Source organism: Bacillus infantis (assembly GCF_008180445.1).
Lineage (GTDB): Bacteria > Bacillota > Bacilli > Bacillales > Cytobacillaceae > Bacillus_AB > Bacillus_AB infantis_B.
The window spans coordinates 290,229-310,209 of sequence record NZ_VTER01000007.1; the positions used below are offsets into that span (position 1 = coordinate 290,229).

Here is a 19,981-nt window from a genome sequence, read left to right on the forward strand (position 1 = left end):
TTCCCTGGAAACCTAGCCTTTTAGTACCTGCTGTATCACCCGGTTTGTCAGGTTAGGGACAATTTCAAGTGAATACTTCATTTCCATGCGCTCCAGTTTCTTATGGGCATCCAGTCCGTATGGCCCTATATTGATGACTGGCACATTCAGTTCCCGGATATCACTGTATTCCACATAATGCTTTGTGCCCCAGCCGGGGTTATTGTCAGATACAGCACTGATTCCTGCTTCGTCATCGCTGAGCGCGATAAAGCTCATATCTGATATATAAGGGAAAAAATTCTTTGCGATGATTGGATGAGGGTAGGACGGCTGGATTTCTTCCACTGCCTGATCCAAGGCATCAATAAGCCTTTTTTCATCATCTGTTTTCCCGGACAGCTCAATTCTCGGCGAGTACAAAGAAGAGTAGAAAAGTATCATGGCCGGGCTTTTATCCTTCATCCATTTCCAAGCCTCTTCCACGACTCTTGCGGCATACATCCGTGTATCCAGTTCCTTATCAAGTAGACGCTCTTCTTTAAAAGCATCCATATGGGCTGTATATGCCTGCCCATTTTCTTCCACAAGCATCCGGTGCATTTCTTCATACGTATAAATGCGAGGCTGCCAAGGCAGCTCGGCATATGGTTCCCCGCTTAATCCGGCAAATTGCCTGTTCCGCTCCTCAAAGGAAGAGAGCGCATTGCTAAAGGCAATATGCGCTTGCTCCCTCAGCTTCTCGAGTACTTCCTTCGGGGACCAGGAATGGATGAAGAAATTATAGTAGACATAGGCACTCAATGCAGTCTGTACCGTATAAGAAGGCTTCAGGTCTGTCTGCTTCAGGGAAACCGGAGGTACGGTCGTCTCCCCGAGCGCCTCATTGCTTAGTTCAGGGTTGTAGCTGATCTGCCTTGTCAGTTCAGCAGCAAGGAAATTCGGATCCAGACCTTCAAAGCAGGAGCCAACATGTGTTTCAGCGCCTGTTATGAAGAAGGAGGGGAGGAGCTTCCCAACCGTTCCTTTGTAGATATACCGGTTTGTATCTCCCTCATATCGGGGGGAGACAAAGTCAGCATTGATGCTAGCAGCATAATGGAACTTATGCTCATCTTTCCATTTTTCAAGGTCTTCAAAGCAGACAGGACTCCATGTGAACCGTCCTCTTCATCACATTCTGCTAGAAAGACTAGATTTCCTTCTAATTCTTCCGGATGCTCAGAATAGTATTTTAAAAGATAAAGATGGCTTGCAAGACCGCTCTTCATATCAAGCACGCCTCTGCCAAACATCCAGTCCCCGGATTCTAGCTGTTCCTTTGCTCCGGAAGGGAGTTCTTCATTCCTGAACAGGTCTGCAAGCCGATCCGGGTCGCATGCTGCATCACGGAGCTGATTGAAATCATCGATTCCGACAGTATCCATATGTCCCATCAGAATGACTGTGCGGCTGTTTTTTCTTTTAGTTCCTTTCACAAAAGCCAGAACGTTATACCGTTCCAATTCATCCTCTATCGTCTGCTCTATAACGAGCTGTCCGCTGTTCTCCGTAAAATAGGGGAACGAGGATAAGAGTGTATATAAAGAATGGGCGATCACCTTCTCGCCATTTGTATTCACTATGCTTTCAATATTGACCAGCTGTTTCGTAAAAGCCAAAGTTTCTTCGCGGCAATTAAGCATCTTCATCAAGCTCTCCTTTTGTCTAGTAAACTGTTAATGTATTAAAATTATCCTATTTTTGGAACGGTCGTCAAGAGGACTGTTTTTTACTGATAAAAGTTCTTGGAAGGGGAGGGGAGAAATAGATTTTCAAAGAGATTAATTAGGGAGAAAATGGATTGAAAACAAATTTGTATACTTGTTTACGTTAATGTTTACAAAAGGAAACGAAATTGTAAACTTGCAAACAAAATGTATACAATATGTTTATAATTATGTTTACAAGTTTACAAATTTGTTTAAATCCCTAAACATCAGCGTTTATCGAAAGATTAGTAAAGTTTGCGTAATGTTTACAATCTAACATTTATATTACTTTATATGAAACTCATTGAATATTTTCCAAATATTAATTAAGCTTAAGATAATTGCTTGTACGATAAGCAAGGTACAATGTGAAAGGAATGGTAGATTTGAAAAACCCGAGAATAGCAGCAGTAGACGTAGGCAATGATTCGCTGAAAGCCTTATTCGGAAAATTGGATTATGAATTGAATATACCGAATGTCATTGCAAGGGATGTTGCGGACAGACCGGTAATCGGCATAGAAGAATTAGACAGCAAAGAACCTTTGGACGGGATTCATGTTAAAGTTCATTCCCCAGCATTAAAAGACAATAATGCAATCTATCGTGTAGGAACACTGGCAACTAAAAGCGACAATGCTTCCGAGCTGGATCCCGGCAGCAGCAAATCTGAAGAGGACCAGACGCTTGTTATGCTTTTCGTTTCACTTGCCCTGGATGCGGTAAGGGAAGAAAACGCTGGTTTGTTCCCGAAAAATAACAATATAATCGATACTAATTACATCCTGGGCACAGGGCTCCCTCTTCGTGAAGTGAAGGAAGGGAAAGATGCGGGCTACCGTTCGAAGCTGCTTGGATCAGTGCACCAGGTGGAATTCCTGGTCACGCCTAAATACCAGGGCATCAAAGTCAATCTGAAATTCAGCGATGTAAAGGTTTATCCGGAAGGATTCGCGGCATTCATCAATCTTGTGATGGATAATGACCTGAACATTATCAATAAAGAACTGATCGACAAACGTATCCTCATCCAGGATATCGGCGGCCTATCCACAGATATCGCTGTCATCAAAAACCGCACGGTTGATGATGACAAGGCGCAGGGCTTCAATCTGGGCGTATCGGAATCATTGGAAATGATCCGTGAGGAAATCAGATCCAAGCATGGCGTTGAGCTGGACAGCCGCCGCGATGTGGTGGAGATCATCACCAAGAAAAATGACCGCAACCATATCATGGTTAAAGGAAGCAGGACAAGCGTCCATGACATCACTGACCGCATCCTGTTCGACCTTGCCAAAAAGCAGTACCGCCTGCTCCGCAATGTGTGGCAGAAGAATTCTCAGACGGAGATCTGCTATTTCGTGGGCGGAGGATCTGCTGTGTTGAAGGAATATATCAAATCACTGAACAACAGCCTTGATGGATATAATATCGACTTCTTCGAGGATGAAAAAGAGAGCATCTGGATGATGGCGAATGCTTATTACAAGCTGGTTGCCGACCATTTGAAGAGAACATCCAAGCCGGACAAGCAGGATGAGAAAAAACCAGTAAAAGCATAAAATAAGGTGGTAACATGACAAAATCTTCATCCAAGGGGATCGAAAGAGGCCAGACGATTGCGTTTCGTGTACCTTCTGATACCCCGGAATACTTAGTTAAACAGCTGCAAAAGCTTAAAGAAGCTGAAAAAAGGAATTTTTCCAGCAGGATTGCCGACTATGTCATGCAGGGTGTCAGCCAATCAGTCAAACAGGAACAGGAAACCGTTACGATCCCGCTGCCGAAGGCGCTCAGCAAGATGCAGCGCGACTGGCTCAAGCACGAGCACTCTGAAGCCCTTCTCGGCAGCATCATCTACCAGCTGATCACAGATCCGGTACGGTCTGCTGCGCTGCTTGCCAGCCTGAACAGCAAATCGACCGATATTGATGAAGCCCTTTATCTGCAGGAACAGAAGGAAAGGGAAGTGGAGCCGGTCTATCAGGCGGATGTTCCTCCTCCCTCCCCTCCTGTCCAGGAAGAAGAGGAAGCATTACCTGCGTTCACAGATGGTGCTGATGACGATCTGGATGATATTGATTGGTCAAGTGTACAAATAGAACGTTCGGCTGAAAACGAGGACCAGGAAGAAGAAAGCATGGAAGACCTTCTTGGCGATTTTCTTGCTCATATGAATAAATAGGATGAAGAAAGAGACAGGCGCACTTATGGCCTGTCTCTTTTTTGCTTATATGACACTGACAACAAAAGCGATGGTTGCTATATTTAATCAACCAATTCACCTACCCAGTCATTCAAATCTTCTTCGCTCATTTCTCCTTCATACACTCTGGCAATTTTCCCTGAAGAATCTATAAAAAAGCTGGACGGGATCTTATAAACATCGTACATGCTTTCAACTGCATTGTTCTTATCTAGCAGGATTTGAAAGTCTATTCCCAGTTGCTCTTTTAAGTTTTTTACCGAAATTTCTGGTTCGCTCAGATTGACTGCCAGCACCTCAAACCCGTCATCCTTAAATTCTTCATAAGTTGACTGGATTGCAGGCATCTCATTTTTGCAGGGTGCGCACCAGGTGGCGAAAAAGTTGATCAAGACGGGTCTTCCGTTGTACTCGCTTAATTTTGTCTTCTTGCCATCCAGTGTTTGAAGCGCAAAGTCAGGAGCTTTTTCATTGAGCATTGCTTTTGTGCCGGATTCTTTTGAGAAAACATTCTGGTACAAAGTGTATCCTGCTGCAAAGAATAAAATCAATAAAATAATCGACCTCATGACAAGTCTATGTGTCTTTTTCGCTTTCATAAGTCCTCCAATCTAAAACAGATGGTATTAATTAGTGTAACATCTTCTGGGAGGAGAAAAATGGATGAATGTTATTAATTTTTGACAATTCCGTAAAGTCAGCCAGGGGCTTGTCAGCATGATTATAGGCAACAATCCTTTGCGGCATTAGGCAAAATAGCATTTCCGTGCGTTAATAGCGCCCTATTGCGGGTAAATTACCTATAAATACCTAAACTAAAAGGCGCAAGGAGGCCATCAAATGACATACGATTGCATTATCATCGGCGGAGGGATTGCAGGCCTGCAGGCTGCGATTCAGTTGGGAAGGTATAAACACAAGGTGCTGGTTGTGGACTCGAACCATGGCAGATCGACCATCTGCAAAAGTTATCATAATATCCTCGGATATCCTGATGGGGTGAGCGGCCAGGAGCTCAGGGATATCGGGCGGTCACATGCAGAAAGGCTTGGAGTGGAATTTAAGCTGGGAAAAGCAGAGAAGGCGGAGAAAAAGGGAAGCGGGTTTGAAATTACCCTTGAAGACGGCGGGCGGCTGGAGTCCGAAAGGCTGCTTTTATCAACGGGGGTTATGGATAGGATACCGGAATTCCCGAATCTTTATCCAACTCTGGGTGTCAGTGTGTATGTTTGTCCGGACTGCGACGGCTATGAGTTGAAAGATAAAAGGACGATTGTAATTGGATCAGGTAATCCTGGGGCCAATATGGCTGTGACGCTTTCCTATTGGACAGACGAATTGGTCTTTATCAATCATGAGAAAAAGGAAGTCAGCCAGGAGCTGATGGGCAAATTGCGCGACCTGAATATTGAATATATGGAAGAGCCGATCGCGGAAGCTATAGCTGACGGTCCGAACATCCAGGGATTTCTGCTTGAGAATGGGCAGAAGGTGATGGGTGAGCGCGGCTTTACGGCCTTTGGAGGAAATGCAGTCAAGTCAGACCTGGCAAAGCAGCTTGGGGTGGAAAGGCTTGAAAACAAGCATATAAACGTCGATCCGCGTTCCAAGATGACCAATGTCAAGAACGTATGGGCGGCAGGAGATGTAGTGGCCCATTCAGAACAAGTGACCATTGCGATGGGAGATGGATCCCAGGCAGCGATATGGATTCATAAGTCCATTCTGGCGGAAGAAAATAAATAAATGGATAAATAAACCCCTGCTATGAAAAAGGCGGGGGTTTATTTATGTTTGTGTGTTCCTTAAAACGAACACATGGGATGCCGCTGTTCACCCCGGGTGGACACCATACATACAATGCCCGCTTTACGCATAGATTGTATAATCACGTCTATTTCTGCATCCGGTACACCCGGTATCCCAGTCGTTCGGCATAGATGGCAAGCAGCTTTTGGTGCTCAATCAGTATATGCTCGTATTTTGGATTAACAAGATGCGGATTGGCGATTTCGGGCTGCTGATCCCATGGCGAGTTGATGATTTCACCATAAATGGAATTGGCGGCTACCGTCCTTGGAGACCGGAAACCTTCTGATGTATAAGTCTCCAGCCATTCTCCCTCTGTCAGCAGGCGCTTGATGCTGTATACACTCTGGATTTGGTTTTTCTCCTGGGGATTCAATGGCTCCTCAGCCGTCATTTCGAGGTCAAGGAATATCCCGCCTGGTTTGAGAACACGTTTAATTTCTTTCAAAGATTGCTCGATGCTGGTAAAAATAATGACAGATTCGGCGATAATATAGTCAAAGCTATTATCAGCAAAAGATAAATTCTCAATGTTTTCCCTTAGGGCATTGACTGCCAGACCTTCCTGGGCAAATCTTTTCTTTGCCTGGCCAATCATCAGCGGATGGCGGTCGATTGCTGTTACCTGGCATTTGAAGGATTTGGCTATGAAGGCAGCTGTCTGCCCGGTGCCGCAGCCTGCATCAAGCACCTTTGCCCTGCCTGAGAGCTGTTCCATTCCCAAAACTCTTTTCGTCAAAGCCAAACCGCCCGGGTGAGCGCCGCCCATTCCGAAAAAAGCAAGGGCATCCTGATATGATGGCTTCATATTTCCGGTATCCCTCCTGTTCCGTTCTGCTGTGCCATACAGTATATGGATAAAAAGGATGCAAAGTCACAAAAATAATGGTAAGATAATGTTTCATTACAGAGTTAATGGGGTAAAGGGTTTGTTTCCCTTTCTTTTCGCTGTGATGGATTATTAGCTTATTTGCAAAGAAAGGTGTAAGAATGGCGAATAAAAGGCTTGAACTAATCGTTGATGAGCTTCTTGAAAAAGCAGGGAGCACGGCCGTTGTCGTTTTGGAGGATTATTTCGGGGGAAACCGTTTTGCGGGTGGCAAATACAGCATGGGGACCCATACCATTACATTATATATAGAGGAAATTAAAAAGCAGTGCCTGCAGATTTTTTCCTCGCTTGATCATTTTGAAGAGTATTTTGCAGTCGTTTGCGCACATGAAATCGGCCATGCTGAAGACCGGGAGCTCGGGGAGCTTGCAGACCGTTTTGACCTTGCATCCACTTCATTGGAAAGAAACCAGCTCGCTCTCCTTATTGAAGAAAATGCTTGGGAATTTGCTGAAAAACTATTGGGGCATATTAATATCGCTTTTGTAAAAACCATTATTTATCATTCGCTTCAGCCCTATATGGAGCTGCTTGAGGCAGAAGCCGCTGAAGCTGTGTAGGCCGGCATCCAGGAGGATGGCCGGTTTTTTGCTGGATTTGCCTTATAGTGATTCTTAAACGCACATTGTCAAAGGGTCATATTTTCCTATGCTGGCGCTTCACTTTCATATTGATTAAATTCTATGTAAGCGTTACACTACATATAGATGTATGCGGTTTTTTTTGCTGCTTAATGCAAACGTTTGCGCATACGTATACAAACATTAATTTACTTGAGGGTGTTCATATGAAAAAAATCTGGTGGAAAGAAGCAGTAGGCTATCAAATATATCCCCGCAGCTTTCGGGATTCAAATGGAGACGGAATCGGCGATCTTCAGGGAATCATTGAAAGGCTTGATTATGTAAAGGATCTTGGCATCGATGTGATCTGGATCTGTCCGGTTTATAAATCGCCGAACGATGACAACGGCTATGATATTTCCGATTATCAGGACATCATGGAAGATTTCGGAACGATGGCCGATTTCAACAGACTGCTCGAAGAGGTCCATCAGCGCGGCATGAAGCTGATTATCGATCTGGTACTTAATCATACTAGTGATGAGCATCCATGGTTCATAGAATCACGTTCTTCCGAAACCTCGCCAAAGCGGGACTGGTACATTTGGCAGGACGGCAAACAGGGTGCTGAACCGAATAACTGGGAAAGTATTTTCGGAGGCTCTGCATGGGAATGGGATGAATTGACTCAGCAATATTTCCTCCATGTGTTCTCAAGAAGGCAGCCGGACTTGAATTGGGAGAACAGCGAAGTCCGTGAGGCGCTGTATGATGTGGTGAACTGGTGGCTGGAAAAAGGAATCGATGGCTTCAGGATTGATGCCATCAGCCATATCAAGAAACGCCCCGGCATGCCAGACCTGCCGAATCCGGAAAATAAGAAGTATGTTTCTTCGTTCGATATGCATATGAACCAGGAAGGCATCCATGAGTTCCTTCAGGAGTTCAAGGAAAAGACATATGCGAACTATGACAGCATGTCTGTCGGCGAAGCAAACGGCGTCACAGTGGATGAAGCAGACTTATGGGTAGGCTCTGAAAACGGAAAGATGGATATGATCTTCCAGTTTGAGCATCTTGGTCTGTGGGATGCGGAAACAAATCCTGAGCTGGATATCGTCGAGCTGAAAAAAGTGCTGACCCGCTGGCAGAAAGGCCTAGAAAAAGACGGCTGGAATGCATTATTCATTGAAAACCACGATAAGCCGCGCGTTGTATCAACATGGGGCAATGACCGGGAATTCTGGAGGGAAAGCGCCACCTCGATGGCTGCGATGTATTTCCTGATGCAGGGGACGCCTTTCATCTACCAGGGCCAGGAGATCGGAATGACGAATGTCCAGTTCCCTTCAATTGATGATTATGACGATGTAGCCGTAAAGAATCTTTACAAGCTTAAAACAGAAGAAGGCAAGAGCCACCAGGAAATCATGGAGATTATCTGGGCCTCATCCCGTGACAACAGCCGGACACCGATGCAGTGGGACAGCACAGCCAATGCCGGTTTCAGCAGCGGCAGCCCTTGGATGAAGGTGAACAGCAATTATACAGACATCAATGTTGAAAAGCAGGAAAAGGATGAAGAGTCCATTCTGTCTTTCTATAAAAAAATGATCTCTCTGAAAAAGGCCAATGAAGTCTTTACCTATGGACAATATGACCTGCTGCTTGAGGATGACAAGCAGATCTATGCCTATACACGCACTTCGGAAGATGATCAGGTCATCGTTATCACCAATCTGTCCGCAAAAGAAGCAGTCTTTACAAGCGGCTTAGCCTTAAAACCTGAGAATCTGCTCCTGAACAACTATCCGGCAGCAGATGAGGAAGGGGAAAGCGTTGTGCTGAAGCCTTACGAAGCTCGGGTATACCGTTTGAGGTGACAGGCACCTATACCACTACTAGACCAGCTGCAGCCCCCAATCCCATTCGGGACGGGGGTTTTTTGTTTTAAAAAGGTGACAGGCACCTATACCACTTTCATATGTTTGAACCCCCTTAATTCCAAACTGCAAGTTTTTTTGTTTCTCCGGCCGGCAGAGGCACGTGTCGCTCATCTTAACAATTTCTTTGCACAGAGTTGATAATGCTTTAAGTTTCGCGTCTTATACTGAAGGATGAAAACCTTATTTGCTAGTTTGCATGTAGATCATCATGACGGATCCTATGGTAGTGGAAAGAAGCACCAATATCATTCGAGGGGGTAAATCATGTACGTTCGCAAAGCCATCATTCCAGCAGCCGGTCTGGGGACCAGATTCCTGCCGGCAACAAAAGCCCAGCCTAAAGAAATGCTGCCGATCGCCGGCAAGCCTGCCATCCAATATATTGTCGAGGAGGCGGCTGCCTCGGGGATCGAAGATATCATCATTATCAGCGGGCGCGGAAAAAGGGCGATCGAGGATCATTTTGATAAATCCTATGAGCTTGAAGAAACGCTGGCCAAACAGAACAGGCATGAGTTTCTGGAGGCGGTTGAGGCTGTCTCGAACCTCGCCAACATCCATTATGTCAGGCAGAAAGAGCCTAAAGGGCTGGGAGATGCGATCTATTGCGCGCGCAGCTATATAGGTGATGAACCCTTTGCCGTTATACTGGGAGATGATGTGGTCCAGGGGGAACGCCCTTGCCTGTCAGAACTGCTGCAGGCCCGCCAGCAATATGGGGGCACTGTAGTAGGCGTACAGGAGGTCGCTGCGGAAGAACTATGCAAATACGGAGTAGTGGAACCGGAAAAATTTATCGACAGGCAGCTCATGAAGCTCAAAAGCCTTGTGGAAAAACCTCCCAAAGGGCTGGAGCCTTCCAGCTATGCCTTAATGGGGCGCTATATTCTCCCGCCCGAAATATTCTCTATCCTGGAAACTCTCCCGCCGGGTGCCAATAAGGAAGTCCAGCTGACAGACGCTATCCGGTTTTTAGCAGGGACCACACCTGTGTATGGAGTGGTGCTGTCAGGCAGCTGCTATGATATCGGCGACAGGATGGGATTTTTAAAAGCGAACATTGAGATGGCTATGCTGCAGGCTGACATAAGGACAGATCTGATTGTTTACCTTGAAAAGATGCTGTTGAACCGGCAGGGAGCCGCTCTATGAATATAACCATAGCCGGAACAGGGTATGTGGGGCTGGTGACAGGTGTCTGCCTTGCGGAGAAAGGGCATAAGGTCATTTGCTATGACCATGATGAAAAGAAAACTGCTGCACTCTCGGCCGGGGTTCCTTTAATCTATGAACCTGGACTGGAGGCAATGCTTGACCGGAATATGAAAGAAGGAAAGCTTGCCTTCACTTCTGATCCGGAGATTGCCTATAGAAATCCTGAATGCATCTTTCTTGCAGTCGGAACACCTGAAAAAGAGGATGGCTCTGCAGACCTTAGTTTTATCTACAGTGCGTGCGGGGTGATTGCCAATAAACTTGGACATGAGACGGTCATTGCCATCAAAAGTACAGTTCCGTCCGGGACCAATGAAAAGCTCCGGGCTTTTTTTAAACAGAATCTCTCCATCCCGGTCCATATGGTCTCGAATCCTGAATTCCTGCGTGAAGGATCAGGAATCAGGGATACCTTCCAGGCCGATCGAATCATCATCGGATCAGACAGCCTGAAGGCAGCAAGAACTGTTGAAGAAGTCTATGCACCATTTTCCGTGCCTATTGTCCATATGGATGCCAAAAGTGCGGAGCTGGCCAAATATGCTTCAAATGCCTTCCTGGCAGCCAAAATCAGCTTTATTAATGAAATGGCTCACTTGTGCGAAAGATTGGGGGCTAATATTGATGATGTGGCAGCGGGAATGGGGCTGGATAAGCGCATAGGCAGCCGGTTTCTCCAGGCAGGAGCCGGATTTGGGGGATCCTGTTTCCCAAAGGATACAAAAGCGCTGGGCAGGATGGCTGAGGAACATCAATATGAATTTCGGATCCTGAAAGCACTCATGGAAGTCAATGCGATACAAAAGAAAGTGCTGCTGCAAAAAGCTAAGAGCATCATGCCTCTGGCCGGTAAGAATGCAGCTGTATTAGGGCTGGCCTTTAAACCGAATACTGACGATATCCGTGAAGCTCCTTCCATTGAACTGATCCGGGATCTTGTGGAGGAAGGCGCCAGCGTCTCGGTCTATGATCCAATAGCATCCAGCAGGGCTATGGAGGTCCTGCCTGACAGTGTTCATTTCGCGGCATCCATTCATGAGGCGATCCATGGAAAAGATCTGGCTTTCATCACTACCGAATGGGCTGAAATTTGCCGCTTCCCGCTCAGCGCCTACAAAGAATTCATGAGAGATCCCCTCGTCCTGGACGGAAGGAACTGTTATACACTTCAGGAAGCAGAATCCGCCAATATCCGCTACATCTCCATCGGCCGTCCCGAATGCCCGGCCAGAAGTGCAGTATTCTGGTGACAGGCACCTATACCACCACTAGACCAGTTTCGAAAAGACCCTTCCCCCAGCGGGAAGGCTTTTTCTGTTTCACAGGTGCCTGGAACCCATTGGAAATGCTACTATAAAGGAAAAACGCCAGGAGGGACATAAGCAATGGCGCAGGGAAAAACGAATGCAATGAGGCTGCTGGATGCAGCAAGGCTGGAGTACAATTCATTATCCTATGACAGCAAAGACGGCAAGATTGACGGCGTTTCGGTTGCCGGGAAAATCGGCAGGGACCCGGAACAGGTCTATAAAACACTGGTTGCCCAGGCCGGCAGGAATGTCTATGTTTTTATTATTCCGGTGGAAGCTGAGCTGGACCTCAAAAAAGCTGCGAAGGCGGCTGGGGAGAAAAAGGTGGAGATGATTCCTGTGAAGGACATTCAAAAGCTTACCGGCTATATCCGCGGCGGCTGCTCGCCAGTCGGCATGAAAAAGCTGTATCCGACCTTTATCGATTCACAGGGGGAGGAGCTTGAAAGCATCATCGTCAGCGGCGGGAAGATCGGCCTCCAAATCGAGCTGGCTCCTGAGAGGCTGAAGGAATTGATTAAAGCCGAATGGAAGGACTTTGCAAAAGAATAGCAATATCCAAAAGCCTCTGCACGATAGGGGCTTTGTATTTTGTCCCTAAAAAAAGTACATCCTCCACAGGGAAATTTCTGCACCTGGGCGTTCACCCATCATGATGTCCCGGCATACAGTAAAGAGGCAGGACTATTCAGCAATCAACTGAAAAAGGATGTGTGAATGTGGCAGGAAAAATTATCGACTATTTTGCAGGCGGCAATACCGCAAGAGGCTTTCACAGTCTATATGAATCCAATCTTCAGGATTTATCGCGTTTATTTATACTTAAGGGCGGACCAGGTACCGGGAAATCGACACTCATGAAAGGAATCGGCTCTAAATGGCTTGATAAAGGCTTTAACATTGAGCTCATCCACAGTCCATCGGACAATGACTCTGTCAGCGGTGTGATCATCCCAGCTTTGAAAATCGGAATAGTAGATGGCACTGCGCCGCAGGTGATTGAACCGAAAGCGCCGGGGGCCATAGAAGAATATGTCAACCTGGGGGAAGCGTGGGATTCTGCCCAGCTGGCCACCCAGAAAGGGAAAATACTCAGGCTCAACAGTAAGATCGAATCCTTCTATAAACAGGCATACAGCAACTTTGCAGAGGCGCTGAAAATACATGATGACTGGGAGAAATTCTATATCGACAGCATGGACTTTGAGAAAGCGAACCAGCTTACTTCAAAGCTGATACAGGTATTTTTCGGAAAAATGACCCTGAATAAGATCTCTTCCGTCAAGCATAGATTTTTGGGTGCTGCTACACCGAATGGAGCGGTAGACTGCATCCCGAACCTGACTCTTGATATCCATAAGCGTTACTTCATCAAAGGCCGTCCCGGCTCAGGCAAGTCAACGCTTTTGAAAAAGCTGGCTGCCGAGGCAGAAGAGCGCGGCTTTGATATTGAGGTCTATCATTGCGGATTTGATCCCAATAGCCTTGATATGCTGATTATCCGTGAGCTTGGCCTTGCGATATTCGACAGTACGGCCCCTCATGAATATTTCCCGAGCAGGGATGGTGATGAGATCATTGATATGTATGAACAGCTGATCGCCCCTGGAACGGATGAAATTTTTGCTGATGAAATCAAAGAAATCGCCGCTAAATATAAAGCCAAGATGACAGAGGCAACAGGCTGTCTGGCAGACGCCAAGCGGCTGAATGATGAATTGGAGAAGATTTATTCAGAAGCCATGGATTACACAATTGTGGACACGATCCGCGACAGGATAGAGGAGAAGATTCTCCGTGTTGAAACTCCCCATCCGACATATGCAGATTAACTGAAAGCAGAAAGGGGAACGACTCATTGAATTATTACCCTTATCAAGGACAGTACTTTCCTTTGCCTCAGGCAGACTCGCAGCAGCTGCCGGCGAGATTTAATGTATTCCCAGGGGGCGGGGGCCAGCCGGGCATTCCATTTCCTCCAGGTTTTCCAGGAGGGACGCCATTCCCTGGCCAGCCAGGCTTTCCGGGAGGCGGAGGCCAGCCCGGGTTCCCAGGTGGAGGAGGCCAGCCAGGATTCCCTGGCGGAGGAGAAGCCCAGGGGCAGGCCGGAGGACCGCCAAGCAGCCCGCCTCCATCCTTTACGCCTGAACTCCAGACACAGTCTGCCTCCGTCTTTGCCGTCGATCCCGGCGCCATCAGAGGCTGCTTATACCGCTTCACCTATTTATGGCTGAATAACGGCAGAAGCTTCTGGTTCTATCCAACATTCGTCGGCAGGACTTCTGTAGCCGGCTGGAGGTGGAGAGGATTCCGCTGGGAGTATTACGGCACAGATACCAGCCGGATCCGCTCCTTCCGCTGCACCTGATAAGAAATGCGCAAGCGCCTTGGTCACCCTAAAGGAACGCAGACTAAGAACGCCACGTCCGTGGCAGCGTCTGCATGACCAGCTTCCTGGGGGCCTCAAGATGATCCTGGCGTAAAGGCATTCTTTGCCTTTTTGGCAGGATTGGCTTGTGACCTAGAGGGGGGCAGGCGCAGCTGCTAGACAGCATTCAAAGCTAAAAGATATACTATCTGATCAAATAAAAGAGACCCCTTCAGCCATCTGAAGGGGTCTTCTTTCGTTAAAAAATAAGATGTGCTGCCAGCACGATGACCGGCAGGGTAATGATCGTCCGTTCAAGGAAAATGATGATCAGGTCTTTCAGGGAGACAGGGATCTTGCTTCCAAGCAGGAGTCCGCCGACTTCTGACATATAAATCAGCTGTGTAACAGATGTACAGGCAACGATAAAGCGGGTAATCTCGCTCTCAATCCCGCTTCCGATGACAGAAGGCAGGAACATATCCGCAAAACCGACTACAAGCGTCTCTGAAGCTGCTTTCGCCTCAGGCACCTGCATAAGCTCCAGGAGCGGTATGAAAGGCATGCCTGCAATCTTAAAGATTGGCGTGAATTCCGCCACAATCAGCGCCAATGTCCCGAGTGCCATGACGATCGGCGCCACACCCATCCACATATCGAGGATGTTTTTCGCACCCTGCTCAAAGAATTGCTTGATGCCGCGGTTTGTTGCCGCTTTGGCTGTTGCCTGTGCTATACCCCAGCTAAGAGGTGTATAGCCTTCCGGAATGGTTTCATCAAGCTGGGGAGCATCCTCTGTAACATAGGTGTCAGGTTTGGTCGACAAGGGCGGGATTCTCGGACAGATAAGGGCTGCCACAATCCCGGCTATGAGGACGGTCAGATAGAATGGAACAAAATAGCTCCCCAAATCCACCTGGGAGATAACAACAAGGCTGAAGGTGATCGAAACAACAGAGAAGGTTGTGCCGATGACGGCCGCTTCCCTTTTTGTATAAAAGCCTTCTTCATACTGCTTGCTCGTCAAAAGGACACCGATTGTGCCATCGCCGAGCCAGGATGCCGCACAGTCAACCGAAGAGCGGCCCGGCAGCCTGAACAAGGGCCTCATCACTTTCGTCAGGAGGGAGCCGAAAAGCTCGAGCAGCCCAAAGTTCAAAAGCAGCGGCAGAAATAATCCAGCGAATAAAAATACTGAAAATAAGACCGGAAGGAGATCGTAGAGCAGAAGCCCTCCTGTATCTTCAGACCAAACCCATTCAGGGCCGATCTGGTAAAAAGTCATTAAAGCAAAGATGGCGCCGAGCACTCTCGCGGCAAACCAGATCGCCGGAACATCGAACAGGGCAGTAAAAAACGCGCTTCTGCGGATGAAGGCGGGCTTTACAAGCTTTGCCAGCAGTGTGCCTGCAAATGTCAGAAAAATGATCACGGTCATGATGGCCGGCAGATAGGCTGCCAGAAGGTCCTGGACATGGCCCGATAAGATGGCGATAGGGATGGTCACTTCGCCTTTATAAGAAATAGGAAGCATAAATAAACTGATGCCGATTAATGAAGGAATGAGGAAGAGCATAAAACTTTTTCCTGATGCTTTTTTCCTCGCTGCAGATTCTATCAAAACATTCACCCTTAATACAATTTATATTTATAAGACAAAGGTTATTTTAATTCATCCTGTATGAATTGCCAACCCACTTGTCTTAAATTCCACGGATTCCCTTGTTTTTAAACCTTTTTCCCAAAGAAATATATTTATAAAGAAAGAGACTGACCTGAAAAGTCAGCCTCCTGAGGCGGCAGAGCGGTCTGACAGCTGCTGCTCTGCGAGCTCCCTGTATAAAGAATGTTTTTCATACAGCTCCTTGTGAGTGCCGGTCCCGGTAATGCTCCCGTTTTCCAGTACGGCAATCTGATCGGCATCCACGACGGTGGAGAGCCTGTGGGCAATCACAAGGGTGGTGCGGCCTTCCATCAGATGCTCCAGCGCTTTCTGGACAAGATGCTCTGATGTGCTGTCCAGATTGGATGTGGCTTCATCAAGCAGCAGGATGCGGGGATTGCGGATCAGCGCGCGGGCAATGGCAATCCGCTGCCTTTGGCCGCCGGAAAGCTTGATGCCGCGCTCACCGACCTGTGTATCGAAACCATCAGGCAGGGCATCGATGAATTCCGAAGCATTGGCGAGCTCCGCAGCTCTTTCAATCTCCTCATCCAGTACCTGCCGCTCCATTCCATAGGCAATATTATCGCGGATGGTGCCTGACATGATCGGGCTTTCCTGTGAAACATAGCCGATGGCTGACCGCCATGCATGGAGGCTGAAGGAGCTGATGTCCTGACCGCCGAGCAGGATCCTGCCTGTCTGCGGGAGGTAGAAGCGCTCCAGCAGGGCGAACAGGGTGGTCTTTCCGCCTCCGCTCGGGCCGACGATGGCCGTCGTCTTTCCGGCAGGTACAGTCAGTGATGCCCCGCCAAGGATCTCCTTCTCTTTGTAGGCGAAGCCCACCTTCTCAAAAGTAATATCCTGGCTGGGGTTGTCTACAGCCTCTGTGCCTTTATCGACTTCCTTTTCTGTGTCAAATATATGCTGGATCCTTTCTGTTGCCCCGACAGCCTTCTGGAACGCTGTAAAGAAGGAGGCCATCTGGCTGAAAGGGACGACAATCTGGAACATATAAATGATGATCGCGACAAGCGAGCCGGCTGACAGGGCGCCTGAAGCAACGCGGACGCCGCCATAGCCGATCAGGATGACAAGCACAAACATCATGATGAAAGTCATGAAAGGGGAAATGACTGCCTGGATTTTCGCTTCCCTCAGTCCGAAGTGGAATAGGTGGCGTATTCCCTTGTCACCGCTCTCCTGCTCTGCTTTTTCAGCATGATAGGCTTTGACGAGGCGGATATCGGCAAGGACCCGTCCGAGATTGCCGGAAAAACTCGCCATTTCATCCTGGGTCGCCCTTGAAATCTTATACATCTTCTGCCCGAGCGGCATGATCATAGCGATGGCCAGCGGGACGGCAATGATCATCACAAGAGTCATCTTCCAGTCGATCAGCATAAGGATGATCACGGAACCGATGATGGAAATGATCCCGGTCAGAAATGAAATCAAATGCTGGGTAATGAGGTTCTTCACAATATTTGTATCCTGTGTGACCCGGCTCATCGTTTCACCTGACTGCTGCTGGTCAAAGAAAGGGACCGGCAGGTGGAGAATCTGCCCCCAAAGCTTCCTCCTGATGGATGCGACAACAGCTTCCCCGATATAGCTGAGGAAATAGTAGGAAAAGCCGGAGGAGACAGTTTGAATGAGGAAGGCACCTGCCAGAAGCAGTATGACGCTCACCTCCAAAGATGAGGCAGCCAGCTGGTCGACCATCGACTTGGTGAAAAGGGGGACGATCAGCCCGGCACCGGTTTCCAGGATGCTGAGAATGATGGCCGACAGCAGGATCCAGCGCGGGGGCTTGGAGTCCTTCAGCAGACTCCAGAATGCTTTCCAGCTGCCTTTTTTGATTGCAGGCTCCTCATTTTTCGTCATTAAAATTCATTCCTTTCTGCTCCAGATAAAGACCGAGTGCAGATGCAAGCCATTCTTCCTCTTCAGGGGAGAAGGGAACATGGAAAAGGCCGCCGTCATCATCATCACTCAAATCCACCGAACTGATTTCTTTCAGAAGCGAAGGATCATTTCCCGAGATTTCATCGACTATCTCCATCATGGCCTCAATTAAAGCCTGAACTTTCCCGCTTGCAGGGTCTGTACCCGCAAGCTCCTTCAAGCCCATTGAAATGGAAACCCATCTGCTTTCATATTCCCGCTGTTTCTCCTCGGGAATGGCGTAAATCGAATCTACTCTTTCCTCCGGGAGGAAGCTCTTCAGCCATTCTTTCTGTTCATCCTCCCGGTGGATGGTATTGATGAGCGAAATAAAGACGCCTGCATCCACCTCGCCTTGACCCTCCATCACATAGAGCGCCCGGTCCAAAGCCCGGATGACCCCTTCGACTTCTTCCTTCTTACGGATCATCTCCGCTCTTTGAAAGGCAAGGGAATCCTTCAGGCTCCATTTTTCATTCTGTAGCATCCCTTTGATCTGCTCTAGGGAATAGCCGAGGTATTTCAGTGTCACAATCCGCTGCAGCACGGTGAAATCAGGGTCGGAATAATAGCGGCGCCCTGAATCTGTTATTTTGGTTGGCTCCAGGAGGCCGATTTCATCATAATAATGGAGTGTCCTGATTGTAGTGCCGGTTTTCTTTGAAAATTGACCGATTGAGTATTTGCCAGCCATCTCTTCATCTCCCTTAATCTATCTGTCTTTATCTTAAAACCTCACGCAGCGTGAGATGCAAGCTGTTTTATAAAAACTTTATTTAAGTCTATTATAGCCAAGCTGCTGCCCCGGACATAAGCAGGAAACGGCCGCATGAAAAAACCCGCCGGAGCGGGTTTTCGGAAGTCTTATAGAAACAGCATTCCAAGCGAGATAATGATACCGCTTACAAATAAAGCGAGCACACAGTAGCCCATGATATCCTTGGCCTTCAGTCCGGCAATGGCAAGGGCGGGAAGTGCCCAGAATGGCTGGATCAGATTGGTCCACGCATCGCCCCAGGCGACTGCCATGGCTGTCTTTGGTATCGAGACACCGAGCGTCTGTGCCGCCTCAAGCATGACCGGCGCCTGTACGGCCCACTGGCCGCCTCCTGACGGGACAAAGAAATTGACCAGGCCGGCGGAAAGGAAAGCGAAGAATGGAAAGGTGAAGTCATTGGAAATGGATACGAATGCCTCTGACATCACAGCCGCAAGCCCGGATGTGGTCATCATTCCCATGATCCCGGCATAGAACGGGAACTGGATGATGATGCCGCTGGCTCCTTTCACGGCATTGACCGTCGCATTCAGGAACTGCTTTGGAGTCCCGTGGAACAGGATGCCCAGGAACAGGAACAGGAAGTTTACGATATCAAGATTGAGCTTGAATCCGTTTGTGGCAAAATAATAGAATAAGAACACAAGCCCAAAAATGCCGATCAGCATGGAAAGGATCTTGCTGTTCTCAAGACGGTCCGCCGGTGTCAGGGCAGCCTGTTCAATGGCAGCGGCCGGCTGGTCCTCCTCAAGCAGGGCAGGGTCAACCGCGACAGTGTCTTCCCTGGAAGGCATCATCATTCTGTTCACAATCGGCATAATGACGAAAATGCCTAAGATAATAGCAATATTAAAAAAAGCAAAAATGGTCTGGTCTGTCGGGATGATGCCAATGAGATCCTCCGAGAAATGCCCGGCTGTTGCAATCGTCAGCGGAATCGAACCCGAAATGCCTCCATGCCAGACGATAAAGCCGGTGTATGCGCTTGCAATCAGAAGCCGGTAATCTACATTACTAACCTTTTTAGCCAGCTCTTTGGCAAAAAGAGCACCGATCACAAGGCCGAAGCCCCAGTTGATCAAGCTCGCGAGCATCGAGATGACGGTGACAAGGATGATGGCCAGCCCTGGAGATTTAGCCAGGCCTGCCAATGAGCCAAGCCCTTTCTTAAAGATCCGGCTGCTTGCCAGCACATGGCCGGTCACCAGCACGAGCACCATTTGCATCGAGAATGTCAGAAGCCCCCAGAACCCGCCTCCCCAGAATTGGACCATCTGGTACGGGCTGCTGTCTGTAAAGATGAGCCCCAGGCCGAAAACGGCGAAGGTCAGGATCACCACAAACAGGAATGGATCCGGCAGATAGCGCTGCATGATCCGGTTAAAAAGTGAAACGACAGCTTTCATATAAATTCCCCCTTTAAAAAGCAATACCTATATAGTTTCTGTAATATTCAAATTTTTCCTTCTTTTGCTCCTTAATCTTCTCTTTTCACCAAGTGGGCATCTACCGAATACACTGGATAGTCATATGCCTATGAACAGGAGTGAT

The 19,981-nt window shown here is 47.9% G+C and carries 16 protein-coding genes and 1 pseudogene; 10 read left to right on the forward strand and 7 right to left on the reverse strand.

The window, feature by feature from the left end; all coding sequences use genetic code 11:
• Positions 1–12 precede the first annotated feature (12 nt).
• A pseudogene (locus FZD51_RS15500) lies at positions 13–1,664 on the reverse strand (M20/M25/M40 family metallo-hydrolase).
• A gap of 452 nt (positions 1,665–2,116) precedes the next feature.
• Between FZD51_RS15500 and FZD51_RS15505 the strand changes: the two are divergent.
• Both FZD51_RS15505 and FZD51_RS15510 read left to right on the forward strand, forming a co-directional pair.
• Complete coding sequence (locus FZD51_RS15505) at positions 2,117–3,295, forward strand: ParM/StbA family protein (protein WP_087944255.1); 1,179 nt, start codon at positions 2,117–2,119, stop codon at positions 3,293–3,295.
• Between the two features lie 14 nt (positions 3,296–3,309).
• A complete protein-coding gene (locus FZD51_RS15510; protein WP_148975605.1) occupies positions 3,310–3,918 on the forward strand; it encodes a hypothetical protein in 609 nt (202 codons plus the stop codon).
• An 83-nt stretch (positions 3,919–4,001) separates the two neighbouring features.
• Here FZD51_RS15510 and resA read toward each other — a convergent pair whose 3' ends face one another.
• Positions 4,002–4,538, reverse strand: a complete 537-nt coding sequence (resA, locus tag FZD51_RS15515; RefSeq protein WP_148975606.1) for a thiol-disulfide oxidoreductase ResA — start codon at positions 4,536–4,538, stop codon at positions 4,002–4,004.
• 241 nt (positions 4,539–4,779) lie between these two features.
• Here resA and FZD51_RS15520 point away from each other — a divergent pair, with 241 nt between their 5' ends.
• Positions 4,780–5,685 carry an NAD(P)/FAD-dependent oxidoreductase gene (locus FZD51_RS15520; RefSeq protein WP_148975607.1) on the forward strand — a complete coding sequence of 302 codons (906 nt, stop codon included), beginning with the start codon at positions 4,780–4,782 and terminating at the stop codon, positions 5,683–5,685.
• Between the two features lie 148 nt (positions 5,686–5,833).
• On the opposite strand, the gene FZD51_RS15525 is transcribed toward FZD51_RS15520, so the two are convergent.
• Positions 5,834–6,556, reverse strand: coding sequence for a class I SAM-dependent methyltransferase (locus FZD51_RS15525; RefSeq protein WP_148975608.1), 723 nt, complete (start codon positions 6,554–6,556; stop codon positions 5,834–5,836).
• A 182-nt stretch (positions 6,557–6,738) separates the two neighbouring features.
• On the opposite strand from FZD51_RS15525, the gene FZD51_RS15530 reads away from it, so the two are divergent.
• The 7 genes from FZD51_RS15530 to FZD51_RS15560 all read left to right on the forward strand — a co-directional run bounded on the left by FZD51_RS15530 (position 6,739) and on the right by FZD51_RS15560 (position 14,042).
• Positions 6,739–7,200 carry a hypothetical protein gene (locus tag FZD51_RS15530; protein ID WP_148975609.1) on the forward strand — a complete coding sequence of 154 codons (462 nt, stop codon included), beginning with the start codon at positions 6,739–6,741 and terminating at the stop codon, positions 7,198–7,200.
• A gap of 227 nt (positions 7,201–7,427) precedes the next feature.
• Positions 7,428–9,086 carry a glycoside hydrolase family 13 protein gene (locus tag FZD51_RS15535; RefSeq protein WP_148975610.1) on the forward strand — a complete coding sequence of 553 codons (1,659 nt, stop codon included), beginning with the start codon at positions 7,428–7,430 and terminating at the stop codon, positions 9,084–9,086.
• 327 nt (positions 9,087–9,413) lie between these two features.
• Positions 9,414–10,301 (forward strand): UTP--glucose-1-phosphate uridylyltransferase GalU, encoded by an 888-nt coding sequence (gene galU, locus FZD51_RS15540; protein WP_148975611.1) that lies wholly within the window; start codon positions 9,414–9,416, stop codon positions 10,299–10,301.
• Positions 10,298–11,614 carry a UDP-glucose dehydrogenase family protein gene (locus FZD51_RS15545; RefSeq protein ID WP_148975612.1) on the forward strand — a complete coding sequence of 439 codons (1,317 nt, stop codon included), beginning with the start codon at positions 10,298–10,300 and terminating at the stop codon, positions 11,612–11,614. The genes galU and FZD51_RS15545 overlap by 4 nt, the downstream gene beginning before the upstream one ends.
• A gap of 135 nt (positions 11,615–11,749) precedes the next feature.
• The gene (ybaK, locus tag FZD51_RS15550; RefSeq protein WP_148975613.1) at positions 11,750–12,226 is read left to right on the forward strand and encodes a Cys-tRNA(Pro) deacylase; all 477 of its coding nucleotides are present in this window, start codon (positions 11,750–11,752) and stop codon (positions 12,224–12,226) included.
• Between the two features lie 167 nt (positions 12,227–12,393).
• The gene (locus tag FZD51_RS15555; RefSeq protein WP_148975614.1) at positions 12,394–13,506 is read left to right on the forward strand and encodes a PRK06851 family protein; all 1,113 of its coding nucleotides are present in this window, start codon (positions 12,394–12,396) and stop codon (positions 13,504–13,506) included.
• Positions 13,507–13,532: 26 nt separating this feature from the next.
• Positions 13,533–14,042, forward strand: coding sequence for a hypothetical protein (locus FZD51_RS15560; protein ID WP_420886253.1), 510 nt, complete (start codon positions 13,533–13,535; stop codon positions 14,040–14,042).
• A 259-nt stretch (positions 14,043–14,301) separates the two neighbouring features.
• Here FZD51_RS15560 and FZD51_RS15565 read toward each other — a convergent pair whose 3' ends face one another.
• From FZD51_RS15565 to FZD51_RS15580, 4 genes are all read right to left on the reverse strand, one after another.
• Positions 14,302–15,618 carry a YjiH family protein gene (locus FZD51_RS15565; protein ID WP_148975775.1) on the reverse strand — a complete coding sequence of 439 codons (1,317 nt, stop codon included), beginning with the start codon at positions 15,616–15,618 and terminating at the stop codon, positions 14,302–14,304.
• 207 nt (positions 15,619–15,825) lie between these two features.
• The gene (locus FZD51_RS15570) at positions 15,826–17,592 is read right to left on the reverse strand and encodes an ABC transporter ATP-binding protein (RefSeq protein ID WP_148975615.1); all 1,767 of its coding nucleotides are present in this window, start codon (positions 17,590–17,592) and stop codon (positions 15,826–15,828) included.
• Complete coding sequence (locus tag FZD51_RS15575; protein WP_148975616.1) at positions 17,579–18,346, reverse strand: MerR family transcriptional regulator; 768 nt, start codon at positions 18,344–18,346, stop codon at positions 17,579–17,581. Before FZD51_RS15575 ends, FZD51_RS15570 begins: the two co-directional genes overlap by 14 nt.
• Before the next feature lie 170 nt (positions 18,347–18,516).
• Positions 18,517–19,836 (reverse strand): short-chain fatty acid transporter, encoded by a 1,320-nt coding sequence (locus tag FZD51_RS15580; protein ID WP_148975617.1) that lies wholly within the window; start codon positions 19,834–19,836, stop codon positions 18,517–18,519.
• Positions 19,837–19,981 lie beyond the last annotated feature (145 nt).

Bases quoted from the DNA above. Each gene is read 5' to 3' on its own strand.
- FZD51_RS15510 (WP_148975605.1), top strand. From the start codon at position 3,310: ATGACAAAATCTTCATCCAAGGGGATCGAAAGAGGCCAGACGATTGCG.
- resA (WP_148975606.1), bottom strand. From the start codon at position 4,538: ATGAAAGCGAAAAAGACACATAGACTTGTCATGAGGTCGATTATTTTA.
- FZD51_RS15520 (WP_148975607.1), top strand. From the start codon at position 4,780: ATGACATACGATTGCATTATCATCGGCGGAGGGATTGCAGGCCTGCAG.
- FZD51_RS15525 (WP_148975608.1), bottom strand. From the start codon at position 6,556: ATGAAGCCATCATATCAGGATGCCCTTGCTTTTTTCGGAATGGGCGGC.
- FZD51_RS15530 (WP_148975609.1), top strand. From the start codon at position 6,739: ATGGCGAATAAAAGGCTTGAACTAATCGTTGATGAGCTTCTTGAAAAA.
- FZD51_RS15535 (WP_148975610.1), top strand. From the start codon at position 7,428: ATGAAAAAAATCTGGTGGAAAGAAGCAGTAGGCTATCAAATATATCCC.
- galU (WP_148975611.1), top strand. From the start codon at position 9,414: ATGTACGTTCGCAAAGCCATCATTCCAGCAGCCGGTCTGGGGACCAGA.
- FZD51_RS15545 (WP_148975612.1), top strand. From the start codon at position 10,298: ATGAATATAACCATAGCCGGAACAGGGTATGTGGGGCTGGTGACAGGT.
- ybaK (WP_148975613.1), top strand. From the start codon at position 11,750: ATGGCGCAGGGAAAAACGAATGCAATGAGGCTGCTGGATGCAGCAAGG.
- FZD51_RS15565 (WP_148975775.1), bottom strand. From the start codon at position 15,618: ATGCTCTTCCTCATTCCTTCATTAATCGGCATCAGTTTATTTATGCTT.
- FZD51_RS15570 (WP_148975615.1), bottom strand. From the start codon at position 17,592: ATGACGAAAAATGAGGAGCCTGCAATCAAAAAAGGCAGCTGGAAAGCA.
- FZD51_RS15575 (WP_148975616.1), bottom strand. From the start codon at position 18,346: ATGGCTGGCAAATACTCAATCGGTCAATTTTCAAAGAAAACCGGCACT.
- FZD51_RS15580 (WP_148975617.1), bottom strand. From the start codon at position 19,836: ATGAAAGCTGTCGTTTCACTTTTTAACCGGATCATGCAGCGCTATCTG.